Source organism: Bradyrhizobium sp. LTSP849 (assembly GCF_000938255.1).
Classification (GTDB): domain Bacteria; phylum Pseudomonadota; class Alphaproteobacteria; order Rhizobiales; family Xanthobacteraceae; genus Bradyrhizobium.
In genome coordinates this window covers 34,270-50,566 of sequence record NZ_JYMR01000049.1, presented here as the reverse complement: position 1 = coordinate 50,566, position 16,297 = coordinate 34,270, and the positions used below count along the sequence as shown (strand labels likewise).

General features: G+C 60.5%; 11 protein-coding genes. 2 read left to right on the top strand and 9 right to left on the bottom strand.

What is annotated here, in order from left to right; translation table 11 throughout:
* Positions 1–236 precede the first annotated feature (236 nt).
* A complete protein-coding gene (locus tag UB31_RS26990; protein WP_197090861.1) occupies positions 237–2,987 on the top strand; it encodes a winged helix-turn-helix domain-containing protein in 2,751 nt (916 codons plus the stop codon).
* A gap of 13 nt (positions 2,988–3,000) precedes the next feature.
* On the opposite strand, the gene UB31_RS26985 is transcribed toward UB31_RS26990, so the two are convergent.
* The 5 genes from UB31_RS26985 to UB31_RS26965 form a co-directional block, all read right to left on the bottom strand.
* On the bottom strand, positions 3,001–5,880 hold the full coding sequence (locus tag UB31_RS26985; RefSeq protein ID WP_045013062.1) for an ATP-binding protein: 2,880 nt from the start codon (positions 5,878–5,880) through the stop codon (positions 3,001–3,003).
* Positions 5,881–5,998: 118 nt separating this feature from the next.
* Entirely contained in the window at positions 5,999–8,851 is a 2,853-nt protein-coding gene (locus tag UB31_RS26980; protein ID WP_045013061.1) for an ATP-binding protein, read from the bottom strand.
* On the bottom strand, positions 8,848–9,435 hold the full coding sequence (locus UB31_RS26975) for a helix-turn-helix domain-containing protein (protein WP_050044842.1): 588 nt from the start codon (positions 9,433–9,435) through the stop codon (positions 8,848–8,850). The genes UB31_RS26980 and UB31_RS26975 overlap by 4 nt, the downstream gene beginning before the upstream one ends.
* 165 nt (positions 9,436–9,600) lie before the next feature.
* Complete coding sequence (locus UB31_RS26970) at positions 9,601–10,401, bottom strand: acetoacetate decarboxylase family protein (RefSeq protein WP_045013147.1); 801 nt, start codon at positions 10,399–10,401, stop codon at positions 9,601–9,603.
* Between the two features lie 106 nt (positions 10,402–10,507).
* Positions 10,508–11,308: an acetoacetate decarboxylase family protein gene (locus tag UB31_RS26965; protein ID WP_045013146.1), complete on the bottom strand. Its 801-nt coding sequence runs from the start codon at positions 11,306–11,308 to the stop codon at positions 10,508–10,510.
* A gap of 663 nt (positions 11,309–11,971) precedes the next feature.
* Here UB31_RS26965 and UB31_RS26960 point away from each other — a divergent pair.
* Positions 11,972–12,259, top strand: a complete 288-nt coding sequence (locus tag UB31_RS26960; protein ID WP_156175575.1) for a hypothetical protein — start codon at positions 11,972–11,974, stop codon at positions 12,257–12,259.
* 153 nt (positions 12,260–12,412) lie between these two features.
* On the opposite strand, the gene cyoD is transcribed toward UB31_RS26960, so the two are convergent.
* Genes cyoD through cyoA form a run of 4 tightly spaced genes read right to left on the bottom strand, consistent with a single transcriptional unit; the run spans position 12,413 to position 16,297 of the window.
* Positions 12,413–12,808, bottom strand: a complete 396-nt coding sequence (gene cyoD / locus UB31_RS26955; protein WP_045013059.1) for a cytochrome o ubiquinol oxidase subunit IV — start codon at positions 12,806–12,808, stop codon at positions 12,413–12,415.
* Positions 12,805–13,437 (bottom strand): cytochrome o ubiquinol oxidase subunit III, encoded by a 633-nt coding sequence (cyoC, locus tag UB31_RS26950; RefSeq protein WP_045013058.1) that lies wholly within the window; start codon positions 13,435–13,437, stop codon positions 12,805–12,807. The genes cyoD and cyoC overlap by 4 nt, the downstream gene beginning before the upstream one ends.
* On the bottom strand, positions 13,434–15,422 hold the full coding sequence (gene cyoB / locus UB31_RS26945) for a cytochrome o ubiquinol oxidase subunit I (protein WP_045013057.1): 1,989 nt from the start codon (positions 15,420–15,422) through the stop codon (positions 13,434–13,436). The genes cyoC and cyoB overlap by 4 nt, the downstream gene beginning before the upstream one ends.
* Positions 15,419–16,297, bottom strand: a complete 879-nt coding sequence (gene cyoA, locus UB31_RS26940; protein WP_050044841.1) for a ubiquinol oxidase subunit II — start codon at positions 16,295–16,297, stop codon at positions 15,419–15,421. Before cyoA ends, cyoB begins: the two co-directional genes overlap by 4 nt.

The following is a 16,297-nucleotide window of genomic DNA, read 5'->3' as shown; positions in this document are numbered from 1 at the left end:
GGTGCGTTTCCTGGATGTTCGATGATCCGCGAGAAACCCAAGCGTGCGTTCTTGATAGACATCAGCCTTCTTTCGGCTCCGCGCGCGGATCTGAAGGGATCAGCACGCGGCAACCGGCATGCAGACTGCATACGACCGACGCCCGGCGCTTCCCTCTCGCTAACAGAGATCGTACACTTTCACCATTGTTTGCATCCCCCGAATGGGGGAAGGACCGATGTGGGTAGGGGGAGCCCTTGATCCAACCGCGCTCCAGCCATCCGACACGTGGAACAGGCACCTTGCCCGGCGGAGGACAGCTGCCATTCCTAGCGACCAAGATCCTGCCGGCTCGATTCGGCGGGCTGGTCGCACGTCCCCGGCTTCTCGCGATCTTGTCCGGGCTCCCGGCGAAGCGACTCGGCGTCATCAAGGCGCCGGCAGGCTTCGGCAAGAGCTCGCTGGCGGCCACCTGGGTCGAAACGCTCGAGCAAAACGGCGATGCCGTCGCGTGGCTGACGATCGATACAGACGACGATGAGGCCACGCGGTTTCTATTTTACGTGTCGCAGGCCCTGCACCAGGCCTGTCCGGACGTCGGCGCCGGCGCGATCGGGCTGATCCTCGAGAACAATCTGATCGACCCAACGGCGATCCTGTCGAGCCTGATCAACGACCTGGCGGAGATCGAGAATGATGTTTACCTGTTTCTCGAGGACTATCACTGGGTCAACGCTCCCCGCATCCATCAGACCGTCGCGTATTTTCTGAAGCACGCACCGTCTCACTGCCATGTGGTGCTGACGACGCGCACCGAACCTCCGCTGCCGCTCGCGACCTTGCGCGCCCAGAACCAGCTGATCGAGATCGATGCTGAAGCGCTGCGGTTCGACACGCAGGAGACAAAGGCATTTCTGGACGGCACCAAGCCCGGGGTTCTAGAAATCCCCGACGTCCAACTCCTGCAGCGCAAGACCGAAGGGTGGCCCGCCGCGCTGCGGATCATCTCGTCCATGCCTTCGCAGGCCGGAACCGGGCTGAGGGAGTATGTCCACAATCTCTCGGGTTCGCAGCGCCCGATTGCCGCCTACCTGACCGAGATGCTGGATGGGCTTCCGGTCGAACTGGTCGACTTCATGCTGCGCACGGCTGTTCTTGACCGGCTCTCCGGTCCTCTCTGCGAAGCCGTGACTGGCTTGAGCGCCAGCCGCGCAATCCTGGCGTCGCTTGCCCAGCGCCAGATGCTGCTTACGCCGCTCGACAATGACGGTGTCTGGTTTCGCTATCACACGCTGCTTGCCGAATATCTGCGACAGCGGCTGGAGGCGGACCGCGGCATTGAAGTTCCTCAACTGCACGGACGCGCGGCTCTTTGGTATGCCTCCCACGAATTGTGGACCGAGGCGGTCCAGCACGCAATTGCGGCCGGCGCTTCTGACCGTGCGATCGGCTGGATCAACAATTGCGCGATGGCTTTGATCAAGAGAGGCGATCTCTTCACCTTGCTGGAATGGCAGCGGCAGTTTCCTGACGAGCTCATGCGAGGCCAGTGCGAGGTCCGACTGGCGATCGCCTGGGGATTGGCGCTCGCGCTTCGTTTTGACGAAGCCCTGAAGCTCGCAACCGACATCGAAGGCGATATCGCTGCAACGCCTCTGCCGGATGCCAATCTGCTGTGCGAATGCCAGGCGATCCGCTCGGTTGCGATCGCACTGAAGGATGACAGCGAGAGCCCGCTGCCCCTGGCGCAAGATTGCGTGAACCGTTCATCCGACCCCTGGACCGCGAACGTCGCCTCCAACGTCGTTCGCTTCAGTCATATGAAGGCGGGCAACCTCAAGCAATTCCATGCGACGCCTTGGATTCCCTATTCAGTAGAGGAGGATCGCAGGAACGTTTTTGCCTCGGTGTATCGACACTGCCTGAACGGGCTCGCAGAAGAGCGGCAGATACGTCCGGCGGCGGCAGATGAGCACTACCGCGAGGGCTTCCGGATCGCCGAGCAGGATGTCGGACCGAATTCAGTTGCGGCGGCCTTGCCTGCAAGCCTGATCGCGCGAATCAAATACGAGCAAGGCCTGCTCGATGAGGCGGAAGCCCTGGTCATCGATCGCATCCCGCTGATCAATTCGGGGACGATGCTCGACTGCGTGTGGAGCACTTACTTCGTGATCTCCCGGGTCGCCGCGGCGCGGATGAACTTCGAGCGGGCCCGCACCTTGTTGGAGCGCGCTGAAAATCTCGGCGTCGCGCGGGATTGGGGAAGGCTCTCGGCCGGCGTGATCGCGGAGCAGGCGCGGCTCTATTTGAACGATGGCCGGCTGGATGAAGCCGCCGCCTGCGTCGATCGCCTCGACCGCCTGGCACGGAAATACCCCGCACCGAGGCCTAGCGCCTGGTCGGAGATTGGATGGTACCACAGATTGACCCGCGCTCATCTGCTGGGCCAGCAAGCGCGTCCCGATGAGGCCAATTCAATCCTGCAACAATTGCAGCACGAGGCCGAAGCCATGGAGCACCGTCAGTTCCTGATCAGCATTGCGATCCGCCAGTCGGCAGTTCAGCTCGGTGCGGGCAAGGCCGCGGAGGCTGTGAGCCGCTTCCGCCGCGTGCTTGCCGCGTGTTCGGCGGCCGGCCTCTATCAGACCGTCCTAGACGAGGGGCCGGTCGTTTCCGAGCTTCTCCGGGTGGCCCGCGAGGGCGGACACGTCAAAGCGGACATGATCCCCTACATCGACCGGCTCGCTTCGGGCCTGCAACGAGCACGACAAGATCATGCGGCGCCGAGCTCAAGCGCACGGACTCTCAGCGCATTAAGTCCTCGCGAAACTGACATTCTCACGCTGATCGCGGATGGATTGTCCAACAAGGAAATCGCCCGAAGCCTCGATATCGGTCCTGAGACCGTGAAGTCGCACCTCAAGAGCGTTTTCACCAAACTCGGTGTGGAGAAGCGTGCGCAGGCCGTCTCACGCGCACAGACCCTGGGCATCGTCACCACGCAGTGAAAGCTCCGCCGCGTCATCCGGTTTGTCGCGCACGAACGATCGTCTGCTTGAGGATCTGCCTCGCCGACAGAAGATCTGGCGTTCCAAAACCCTCCGTGAAACGGCCGTAAATGGGCCCGATGAGATCATGGGCTCTTTGGACTTGACCCCGATCAATCAAGAGCCGCGCAAGCTCCAATCCTGCCCGCAGTTCGAATGAAAGCGCCGATTGTTGCCGTGCCAGCGTCATTGCCTCCTCGAAACACTCCGCAGCCAGATCACGCTGTTGGAATTCTCCGCACACAAGGGCCGAGCCTTTCGCCAAAAAGAGCGCCGGCAGGTGAAGAGGCCTCCTCGATCCAATCTGCGTGGCGATCGAACCATCGATGAGAGCCAGCGCTTCCGCGCGATCGTTTTGTCTTGCCAGACCGACGGCCAATTCGGAGACAAAATCCGTGACAAGCATGTCGTATCGCAGGACCCGCAGTTTTTCCAGGCTGTCCCGCAGATGGCATATGCCATCCTCCGCCTGGCCGACGCGGACGAGATAGCGCCCCCTCAGTCCCATGGCGACAGCGCGAAATGGCTCCAACGAATATTTCTCGGCGGTGAGCTCGAGTGCAGAGAGGCTCCGCTCGGCCCGTCCCAAATCGTCGATCCAGAAATAAAGAGGCATCGTCAAAATCAGGGCTCGACACAGCGCGATCGGATGGTCCGATCGCTCTGCTTCCTCGATGGTTCTTTTGGCATGACTGGCGGCCCTGTCGAGATTGCCGGCGAACCAGTGCGACCGGGTCAAATTGAACAGCGAGGTCGTGCGCAGATCAAACAGATATTGAGTTGCGTTGAACCGACGAGAAGCCGGCGCCCCGCGCAGGGCCCGTTCGAGGTATTTCGGCGCGCGAACGTGGTCCGCAAGCATATAGTACGCAGCTCCCAGCATCGAATCCACAAGCGCCGCATCCTCAGGATTTCCGGTCTTGCTCGCGACGGCCTCTGCACGTCGCGCAACTTCAAGGCTGCCCACCGCGTCGATCGTGCGATGAAGATACATTGACAGCCCGCTGAGAAGACGCAGCTGTTGGTAGGCATCCTCGCGCTGCTCCGCGAGCGTCAGCGCGGTATTGAAGGCATCGCGAACCCTTTCGCTGTTGCCGGCGGTGAACATCAGCGACAAGGCGAGCGACGCGTGAATCTCCATCTGGTCCTGCGGGTCGTCGTCCGCAGCAATCCGATCAATCGCCTTCTCCATCCAATCCCGACATTCCATGAAAAGCGACTTGGCCAGAAGCAATTGCGAGGCGGCCGCCGCCATTCGCGTGGCCGCGCGATCGTTTCCATCGGGACCAAAGCTCCATTCGAGCGCAGCACGGATATCTCCAAGATTGTGCTGTGTCGCGTCTGCCAGGGATTGTCCGGGCTCCAGGTCGAAGAGATTCCCGCGGTTGTCTTGCAACGATCGGCCCAGATGGCTCGCGTGGCGCGCCGCCATGGAATGATGCTCACCGCTCTCGGCCAATTTCTCCCAGGCATAGGAGCGTGTAGTGTCGAGCAATCGGTAAAGCATCCGCCGGTAGCTGGGCCACGCCACAACGAGCGATTTGTTGACAAGGCTTTCGATCGCGCCCTCTATCTCGGAGCGGTCAATTCCGCCCTGCTCCGCAACCGCGCACGCCGCTTCCAATGAGAAGTGCCCGATGAAGATCGCGACACGTCGCAGCACGACGCGTTCGACCTTGGACAGGTGATCGTGGCTCCAGTCCAGCGTTGCCTTGAGCGTCTGATGCCGCGGACTCGCCGTCCGGCGACCGAACTTCAGAAGATCGAGGCGCGAACCCAACCTCGCCACGGTATTCCTGACACCGAAGACAGCGGCCCGTCCGGCGGCGAGCTCGATGGCGAGCGCAATGCCGTCGAGCTTGCGGCAAATCTCGGCAACGAGGGGAGCTTCGTCGTCACTGAGCGAAAAGCTGCCGCGGCGAGCACTGACGCGCTCGGCGAACAACCGTACTGCCGGATAGGCAAGCACCTCTGACGCGGTCGGTCGCGGCTGCTCTGGCGGGCAGTCCAGCGGACAAAGACGCAATACGCGCTCGCCGGGAACGCGCAAGATTTCCCTGCTGGTCGCGAGGATGTGGATTTCGGGGGCATTCCGGACGATATAGTCGGCGATCTCCGCGGTTCTCTCGATGAGATGCTCGCAACTATCGAGAATGACAAGCGCTCTGCGCGTGCGCAGAAAATTGAGCAACGCCTCCCGTGGATCGACCAATTGCGGGGCGAGCCCGACCGCGGAAGCGACAGTGCCGATGACCTGCTCATTGTCGCTTGCGGTTGCAAGATCGACAAAGAATACCGCCCCGAAGAAGTCGGCCAGCGCACCGTGCCCGACTGACAGGGCAACCGTGGTCTTGCCTATGCCCCCGGCACCCAGAATTGTAATCAGGCGCTGTTCCGTCCTAAGCCAGCGCTGGATCTCAAGGACCACGCTGCTGCGACCAACCATGCGGCCCAGCGCGGGCGGCAGGTTGGATAATCCCGAAGATGCACTGCCCCGATCGCGCTCCGCCGGAAGTCGCGTGACCGGCGCAATGAAGCTGTAGCCGCGGCCCTGGACGTTCGCGATGTACTTGTTGCCGAACTGGCCGTCGCCCAGCGCCTTGCGCAGCGCCGATAGATGGACGCGAAGACTCCCTTCCTCGACCGTTACGTCGGGCCATGCCTTGGCGATCAGTTCGGATTTGGGGACAACCTCGCCGGCGTTTTCGAGCAGGCCGATCAGGATGTCGTAGGCTCTACCACCAAGTGGAATGATCTGGTTCGTTTTGCTGAGAGAGCGTTCGGCGACATTCAGCTCGAATGGGCCAAACCGAAGCCGGATTGCACTCGATGAGCCAATTGGTTGGACCGACATGAATCATTCCGCCAAGACCGTCGACGATCTGGTGGCTGCACCATTCGCCGTCAGTCTCGTGCAAACGCACCCCCAGCCCGTCAAGTGTTAGCCGAAACCTCCTTCAGCAACAAGCCTGTCACGGCATCGAGTTGGCGGCGCCATCGTGCGAATGTGAAACGGCTAATACCCGCTTAGCCAGCCGTAGATCGCGGGTCTCAAAATCCTCGCGAAACTTCGCGTAAGTGGCTTGCAAGGTCCGCCACGCGGCCTCCTTTCGCCCGGCCGACTTTTCGGCAATGGCGAGGCTGGTCGCGGCCCTGAGCGCCCACGACAGGCTTGCTTGCCTATTTGCAAGCTCGAACGCCCGCTGAAAGTATTGCCTGCCAACCGCCAATCCTTCGCCGCTGCTCAGAGCCAGTTCGCCCCTGATGCGGTGCAGCTCCGGGCCATACCATCGGCTTTCGTCGAGATCGATCTTCGCACGCTCGAAGACGTCAAGCCCTTCCCTCGGCCGGCCCGCGAGGGCCATGCACATCGCAAACTCCGCCTGCAAGAACCAATCGAAAATTCCGTAGCGTGCCGCGGACAGCTTCTCGAGACCCGCATAGAGCATTGCGGAGGCTCCACTGATTTGCGCTCCTCGCCTGATTTCATAGATCGCCTGCATGCCGAGACCAAGGCCCTGGTAGTTGTGCAGAGCGTATTTCCCGGCATGAGTGACGAGATCGTCCACGAGTGCCTCGGCTTCGCCGTCATCCGGATTCGTGAAATATGCGATGAGGCCCGCAAAGGTCAGCGCACCGCAAAGGTTCACGGTCCGGTTGGATTGGCGCGCCTCGGCGACCGCCATCTGATTGAACCTGCGGGCTTGATCCGGAGAGCCACGCAACCACGCCAGGGTCGCAAGACCGGACAAATTGTCGACCTTGCGATCATAGCCGAACCGCTTGATCAGCAATTGTCGCGAAGCCTCGTCGTCACGATGCAGCGACAATTCCAGCAGGCTCTGCGCTTCCGCAATCCGGCCGGCATGGTAGTAGGTTATGCCCCGCATATAATTGGCCGTTGCGATGGCGCCGATACGACCCGTTCCTTCCGAGACCTCGCCGCCGCGGTCCGCCAGCCTGATTGCTTCCGCATAGTTCGGAACGCGCAACTCGTGAGCCCACAGCACAAGCACGGCATCCATCTGATAGTCGATATCGTTGAGGCCCTCGGCGAGAAGCAGCGCCTTGGCCCACGTCGCGTATGATTTTTCCGTCATGCCGCCCGTGAACATCACGCAACTCGCGAGAGCCGACTGAAGGACCATCTCCTGCCGTGTGCCCGAATTCATGTCGTCGAGATGGCTTATGGCCTTTCTCATCCATTCCACGCATTCGGTGAGCAGGGCCATGCCCATCCAGGCGCTCGCCGATGCCGCAGCGAGTTCGACGCCGATTTTGGCATCGCCCGTGGCAGAAAACGCCCAATTCAGGGCGGCTCTGAGATTATCGACCTCGATCCCGAGCGCCCTGGACCAGCCCGATATGTCCATCGCCGCGCCCTGCTTGAACAGGTCGGTGAAGTAAAGCGCGTGACGGCGACGAAAAAGGTCCCGCTCATCGCTCCTGGCCAGTCGCTGCAAGGCAAACGCGCGCGTGGGGTCGAGCAAGCGCAGCCGCCCGTCCTGTCCCTGAGCCGCAATCATCGATTTCGAACGAAGCTCCCAGACGCAATCCGATACATTTGCTTCATCCACCGTCTCATCGGCGACAATGGCGACTGCCGCTTCGAACGTAAATCCGCCGGCAAATACGCTGAGCCGATTCAGTATGCGCTTCTCTGCCTCACCGAGCAGATCGTAGCTCCACTCCAGCGTAGCGTTCAACGTCTGGTGCCTCGACGGGGCGGTTCTGCGCCCCACCCATGACAGGTTCAGTCGCTCGTCGAGCAGGCTTGCGGTCTTGCCAAGGCCAAATATGTCGACCCTGCAGGCTGCGAGTTCGACTGCCAAGGGAATACCATCAAGCCGCCGGCAGATTTCCGCGGCAATCGGCGCATCTGCATCCGTCAGCGCGAACTCACTTCGCACGGCCCGCACACGGTCGACCAGCAACTGAACAGACGGGTACTGCAGCGCATCGTGCGCTGACAGGTTGCAATCTTCCGGAGGGCATTCGAGCCCACCGAGTTCATAGATGTGCTCCCCCTCAACGCGCATGGCCTCCCGGCTGGTCGCGAGCAAATACAATGTCGGGACACGGCGAATCAGTTCTTCTGCGACGATCGACGCTCCATCGATCAGATGCTCGCAACAGTCGAGAATGATGAGCGTTGGCCTTTCCTGCAAACGATTGATCAGGGCAGGTACGACATTGTTTGTTTGCACCGACATGCCGAGTGACGTGGCGATGGCTGGCGCGACGAGTGAAGCGTCGCCGAGCGCGCTCAGGTCGATGAAAAGAACCTGGCCGTCGAAAGCCGCGCCCATGTCATGGGCAACCGCGACCGCCACCGTGGTCTTACCGACGCCGCCGGGCCCGACGATCGTGACAAACTTCTGCGCGGCCAGCTTCGCCTGGATCTCGGCCACCGCGTGTTCTCGTCCACGCATCCGCATCAGGCGCGCAGGCACTCGGGGCCTCGGAGGCGCCTTGGGATTCTCCGACGTTTGTGACGCAAGCGAGGTGACTGGTACGACGAAGCTGTACCCCCGGCCGGGTATGTTCGCGATATATCGCCTACCGGGGTCGCTCCGATCGAGAGCCTTCCGCAGCGCTGAAATATGAACGCGCAGGCTGACCTGTTCCGCTCCTCTCTCGGGCCAAACGCGTTCGATCAGGGTTCTCCTGCCGACGACCTTGTTTGCCTGCTCCACCAGGACGATGAGGAGATCCATGGCGCGCGCGCCGAGCGGCACGACTTTCGCGTCGTTCGTCAGAAGTCGGTTTGCGATCGACAGTTCGAAGGGGCCGAAGCTGAGGACTGCCCCCTGCTGACCGCTCATGGGATATGCTCGTCCATGTCGGATCTCGAGGTAAGCTCGCAGGGGATACCGAGCTCGCGTCGCCAGTTGGCCGGGCTTTGACCAAAGGCATGCCTGAAGAGCCGGCATAGATGTGCTTGATCGGAAAAGCCCACACTCAAGGCTATCTCGCTCAGCGACGCCGCGCTGGTCATCATCAGGTGGCAGGCTCGCTCCAGTCGCCTTTTCACCACGTAGGCATGCGGCGACTCCCCAATGGCCAGTTTGAACTTCCGGGAAAAGTGCGCCGGGCTTCGACGTGCGACCGCACTGAGATCCCGAATGTGAATGGTGCGGTGCAGATTGCTGTCGATATAAGCTCGCACGCGCAGGATCTGCCAGGCCGCCAGACCACCCCTTATGGCGCCGATGGCGCCCGAGCTGCGCTCGATCTCCGCTTGCAGGATGTGGGATGCCGTAGCCAGCGACACTCTGGCCGCATCTCGATCACGTTCCAGCTCCCGCCTTGCCGTTTCAAGCAGCGTGGCCAGGCTGTTCGCAACCAGGTTGAACTGTTGGTCGGATCCCAAGGAAGATTCTGCTGCGGTAGCCGGAAGTCCTGCCATTATCATTCCCTCGACGATCAGTCCGACAGCCCGGCGAGAGAGTGCAGCAAGGGGAGCGTCTTGGCTTGTTAAGTAGTGTTCTGAACAGTTAAATACGGGCAAATGCTCCGTTGCTGGGCAAACATTCAAAAATGAGAAAAAGTCTTTTATTTTCAAATGGATCGCTTACGAGCCACGGTCTTCCAGGACCTTCAGATCGCTGATCGAGTAGGAAAGTGAGTAGCGGAATCCCGACTCGATCCGCCTCGGCGCGAGCGCATGGAGTTCTTCGCCATTCGTTTCCGGAAAATTGAGCTCGCCCGTCCCGATCCATGCGCCGGCAACGATGAGATTGTCGGTGACCGACATCGCAAGCTCGTCGACCGCAGGCTTGTCTTGGCATCCGACCACCAGTCTCGGGAAGTATCGCAGCAAGACCGTGGGGCGGGTGAGCAGAGACAAGCCGTCTTCGACCGGCTTGCGCAAGGTGACGCACGCCTCCGCAAGACGCTGGCCATGCGCCGAAAGGCTGGCGCCAAACCGGCTGCCGGGCTCGACGGGCGCCGCGGCGGGTCCTGAGGCCACAAAGGAGCGCGTCTGAAAGATGTTGCCCATCTTCTTCGGAAATCCCTGCGTCCAACCGCGCGCCAGCGCAGCGTCGTTGTCGACATAGATGTACGGACACCACATGACCGGCACGTCGCGATACATCGCGTCGACCAGGACAAACGCCTCGCGATATTGATAACGAGCCGGCTCAAGATATTCGTCGTCCTGGGCGGTGAATTGCCAATCCAAGAACATCATGACGGCGTGACCGTTCGACTCCGGATCTGGGGAAAGACCGCTCGGCAATGTGGCAGCTGTCGCCTCGGGGTCGGTCCAGAACTCAATGCCGACAGCATCGCCGGCATAGTGCCAGGGTGGCGTCGGAGTTAGAGCGGCCTGGCCGAATGGCGACTTCGGAACTGTAAAGCCCTTGAGCATTCCCGTGTCCTGATGCATCGCTTTCGGCACAGAGGCTACCGGAACCAGCCTCGCTGGATTTGATTGAAATGCGTCGATTTGTCTGTTCCTGCCGCAATCCGGATTGCTAAGCGGTCAGATCCGCCAGAACCTCGATATCGGTGACGGAATAGGAAAACGAGAACCGGTATCCGCGTCCCACCTTGAGCGGCCCCAGCATTTCCAGCTCTTCGCCATAGGCTTCTGGAAAATTGAGCTCGCCCTCTCCGATCCAGACGTTCGTGATAAGGGGGTGGCCCGAAACGCACCGAACGAGCTCATCCACCGCGGGCTTGTCGTGCAGGCCCGCGGAGAGCCGCGGAAAATACCGCCGTCCGACAATCCGCCGATCGAGCATGCCGCCAAGATGCTCGGCCCTTTCGCGCAAGGTAACACCAGCCTGCACCAGCAAACGGCCGTGCGCGGACATGCAGGCAGAGAATCTCCCATCATGCACCAGCGGCGCCGAAGCCAGGCTCGCAGCGGCAAAAGTCCGCGTCTGGTGCACAGTGCCGAGCTTTCTCGGATATCCCTGAATCCAGCCTCTCATTAGTGCGGCGTCGTTGTCGACGTAGCAGTATGGGCACCACGCTATTGGTATGCCCTTCCAGATCGCATCGAGGAGGATGCTGAATCCGCGACACTGATATCTGGCCGGGTCCAGATGCTCATCGTTCTGCGCCGTGAACTGATAGTCTGTGAAGAGTGCAACGGAGCGGCCTCGACATTGCTCATCGAGCTCCACACCGGTCGGAAGGATATGGGCCGATATATCGGGATCATTCCAGAATTCCACCGCGAGCACGTCTCCCGCGAAGTGCCAGGGTGGCGACGGGACCAATGCGGCGATGCCGAGGGGAGACCGAGGAGCGGTGAATCCTTTCAGCATCTCGCGTTCCCACCGCCCGTGGCGCATCATGCGCGCGCACTATTCCAACACGGAACGTTAGCGTCGGTATCAACCTCAAGGCTTGGACAAACGCGTGATGACTTGGTGGTTTGTGCGTATCCGACGTTGGCACAAACCGGTTGAACCGAACAACCTCCGCATCGCCCAATCCTCCGCAAGTCCATTCCAGGCAGCAGACGGCAGCGACAGGGTCGGAAGCTACAAACGTTGACGTTTCGCGACAAGCCCCCGCTCCAACAAGAGCGTATCGATGTCTGCGGGATGAGGTCCAGTATCGGCTTCGATTAACTACGCGAGACTTTTTGATGAAAACGAAAAGCCAAAATAGATGGACACCGCGGCAGTCGAGATTTTTGGCGCGGTCATGTACGTCCCTCTGCCTGCTGTTCGCAGCCGCCTGGCCCGCCCCCTCGTTCTCGCAAGGGACACCAGAACAGCGCCAGGCATGCACGCCGGACGTGTTCAGACTTTGCAGCGCGTTCATCCCCAATGCGGATGACATAACGATTTGTCTCAGAGAGCGTAACCCCCAACTCAGCGATGCTTGCAGGCAGGCGATCCAGGTGGACCTCACGCAAATACCCAGCGCTAGAGATACCAATAGCAGTCGCAAACGCACCATAAGATAGACGGATCGAGCAGATGCCTATTCCCATAATGAAGTTTGTGGTGGTGAACAGCATGGCGCCGCGCAGTCCCGCTGCCTGCGCGGCGTGTTCGCGGCCGCTGGAGCGGGGCTATCTGCACGATCTTTCCAGCTTAAAGCGCTATTGCGGCACCGAGTGCTACCCCAGACGGTTGATGGTGAGCGGCTTCGTCGGATCCATCGTTCCAATGAACCCGTTCGAGCTCGCGATCGCCTGGCCGGCGCTGACCGTCGACGTCGCCTCAGCGCTGTTCGACAGTGCGTGGGGCAACAATCGCGTCTGACGTTTGAGACGCATTCCATCTGCCTCCGCCCTGAAACGGCGGTCGCGCCGGCAAGCGCAACCCCTTCCGATCGACGGGGCCGCCAAAACTATCCAACACGCACTGCGCAAGGACGGCATGCTCGATTGGCAGCGGCTATCCCCGCGACGCCCTTCAATGCTGCATCCTCATGCTCATCGGCGCGCCCGAAGGCATCATCATGTTCGCGTTCATATCTGCCACGATCCACATCGTTCCGGCGATCACGACGACTACGATGAGAACGCCAAAGGCGAGCGCCAGCACGTTGTTTGTGCTTTCCGGCCCGCTGCTGATGTGCAGGAAAAACACCAGGTGAATGCCCATCTGGGCGATGGCGAGGACAGCGAGCCCGAGGAATACGCCGCCCGACCAGAGCAGCGTCGTGTTTGCAGTCCAGAACGATGTGGCCGTGAGAAGAAGCGCCACAAATAGGCCGATCGTGTAGACGAGAAACTCGGACGGAGCCGATGCGTCCATCTCGCGGCTCGGCCTGTCTCCGGGTGCACGTTCGTGTCGAGCTTCGGTCATGAACTCACTCCCATCAGATAGACCACCGTGAATACCCCGACCCAAACGATGTCGAGTGCGTGCCAGAACAAGGAGAAGCAGAGCAGTCGATGCTGCACCCTCGCAGCGAATCCGAATACCGCCACCTGCACCATCATCACGACCAGCCAGATCAGTCCGAGCGCGACGTGTAGCCCGTGGCATCCGACAAGCGTGAAGAATGCGGACAGAAACGCGCTCCGCTGCGGCGCCGCACCGATGGCGATCATGCTCAGGAACTCGCGGATCTCGAGACTAAGAAACGTGGCTCCGAGCGCGAAGGTGATCAGGGCGCCCAAATAGGTCCTGAGGTAGCGGCGCGAATTGACGGCCAAGGACATCATTCCACAGCTGTAGCTCGAAACGAGAAGGCAAACAGTTTCGATCGCGACCGTAGTCTGATTGAACAGCTGGGCGCCGGTCGGGCCGCCGGCCGTGGAGCGCACGAGAACCGCGTAGCTCGCGAACAGCGCGGCAAACATGATGATGTCACTCAGCAGAAAGATCCAGAAGCCATAGGCGACCACGATCCTCTTTGGAGCAGGTCCCGCTTCGCTCGCACTTGGCAGTGCGTCTTGCGGAATCTGATCAATTGCGACGGCGATATTCATGCTGCAACTCCTGCCTGGTGGGCCCGCACGAACCGGGCGATCTCCTCGGCTGGCACCTCGATTTCGTTGTGCCGGCGGAATGTGAAGGCAAGCAACGTCATGAATGCGCCGAACACTCCGACGCTGGCCAGCCACCAAATGTGCCAGATCATCGCAAAGCCGATGACAACTGCGAAGAAGGCAGTAACAAAGCCGGTGGCGCTATTCTTCGGCATTTCGACGGGCTCGTAGTTGCGAGTCGGCGTCGACCCGTCCTTTGTCGCTTGCGCGCGGCTTTTGCTGCTCCAGAACGCGTCCAGTCCGGCGACCTTGGGTTGGAACGCAAAGTTCCATGCCGGCGGCGGCGACGCTGTCGCCCATTCGAGCGTGCGGCCGTTCCACGGGTCACCGGTCACGTCACGCAGCTCCTCGCGATTGCGGATCGACACAACGAGTTGCACGATTTGGCAAACGACGCCGACCAGGATGATAGCGGTGCCGAATGCTGCTGCTATCAACCACGGCTGCCAGGACAAATTGTCGTAATGTTGCATGCGCCGGGTCATGCCCATCAGGCCCAGCACGTAGAGCGGCATGAAGGCGACATAGAAGCCAATGAACCAGCACCAGAACGAGGCTTTCCCCCAACGTTCGTCGAGCCTGAACCCGAAGGCCTTGGGGAACCAATAATTGTACCCCGCCATCACACCGAACACGACGCCACCGATGGCGACGTTGTGGAAGTGCGCGACCAGGAACACGCTGTTGTGCAGCTGGAAGTCGGCCGGGGGCACCGCCATGAGCACGCCGGTCATGCCGCCGATGACGAAAGTCACGATGAAGCCAATCGACCACAGCACCGGCACCGAGAACCGAACCCGGCCGCCGTACATCGTGAACAGCCAGTTGAAGACTTTCGCGCCCGTCGGCAACGCGATGATCATGCTCATGACGCCGAAGAAGCCGTTGACGTTTGCGCTGGCACCCATTGTGAAAAAGTGGTGCAGCCAGACCAGGAAGGAGAGGACGCAGATGGCCATCGTCGCGGCTACCATCGAGCGATAGCCGAACAACGGCTTGCCCGAGAAGGTCGCCATCACTTCCGAGAATACGCCGAACGCCGGAAGGATCAGGATGTAGACTTCCGGGTGCCCCCATACCCAGAACAGATTGGAGTACAGCATCTGATTGCCCTGGCCTTCGAGCGTGAAGAAGTGAAAGCCGAGATAGCGATCGAGCGCCAGCATCGCGAGAGTCGCGGTCAGGACCGGAAAGGCCGCAACAATGAGCAGGTTGGCGGCAAGCGCGGTCCAGCAGAAGACCGGCATGCGCATATAGCTCATCCCTGGCGCCCGCAGTTTGAGGATTGTCGTGACGAAGTTGATGCCCGCCAGCAAGGTGCCGATACCGGAGATTTGCAGCGACCAAAGATAGTAGTCGACGCCGACGCCGGGCGAATATTGCATCTCGCTCAGGGGGGGATAACCCCACCAGGTCGCTTTCGAGAACTCGCCGACGGCCAGCGAAATGTTGACCAGCAACGCGCCCGAGGCCGTCAGCCAGAAGCTGACGGAGTTGAGCGTAGGGAATGCGACATCGCGCACACCAAGTTGCAACGGCACCGCGAAGTTCATGAGCCCTACCACGAACGGCATTGCCATGAACAAAATCATGATCGTGCCGTGCGCCGAGAAAATCTGATTGAAATGCTCGGGCGGCAGATAACCTTGGGCACCTCCGGCTGCGATCGCCTGCTGCGTGCGAATCATGATCGCATCGCTGAAGCCGCGCAACATCATGATGAGCGCCAGTATGCAATACATGGCGCCTATCCGCTTGTGGTCGACCGAGGTGAGCCATTCGCGCCACAGATAGGGCCAGGCTCCCTTCGCCGTGACGAATCCGAGAACAACCAGTACGACCAGGACCATGAAGCCCGTTGCGCCCATGATGATCGGCTCATGGAGGGGAATCGCGTTCCAGTCGAGCTTGCCAAGGAGATTCATCGCTCTGCCCTCTGCGACGTTGAACAAATTGACAGCGAGGAGTTTTGCGGACCCATGTCAGCGTTTACGATGCTGCTGAACAGACCAGGGACGACGCCACGATAGGTGAACGGCGCGACCGCCTTGCTCGGCTTGAACAGGTCGGCGTAAGCCTGCTTATCGAGTACCGAACCGGTTTCGCCGGCCTGCCGAGACCATTGCGCAAATCTGTCGTCTGTCACTGCATCGACCGTGAAGTGCATGTCTGGAAAGCCGTCACCGCTGAACATGGCGGATACCCCTGGATAGGTTCCGAGATGGTCCGCCTGCAGGTGCAGGCGCGTCGCCATTCCTGACATGGTGTAGATCTGGCTCCCGAGCTGAGGCACGAAGAAGCTGTTCATGACGCTCGATGAAGTCAGCTCGAAGCTGATCGGCGTGCCAACCGGTACGACCAACTTGTTGACGCTCGCGATGCCCTGCTCTGGATAGATGAACAGCCATTTCCAATCGAGTGAGACGACCTGAACGTTGACAGGCTTCACCGTTGAGCTAATCGGCTTGCCCGGATCAAGGTCGTGTGCGCCGATCCATGCGACGCCGCCGACCAGGAGTACCGTCATCCCGGGGATGGACCAGACCAGCAACTCAAGGCGTCCGGAATATGTGAAATCTGGCCGATAGCGCGCACGCTCGTTCGATGCACGAAACCAGAAAGCGAAGCCAAGTGTCGCAAGGATTACCGGGATCACGATCGCCAGCATGATGCCAAGTGCGTTGAACAGAATTTGCCGTTCGGCCAGCGCAATCGGCCCTTTCGGATCGAGCACACCCTCATTGCAGCCACCGAGCGTCATGGCCCCGATCAGGAGGACAGCCAGTAAGCCGTATCGCAT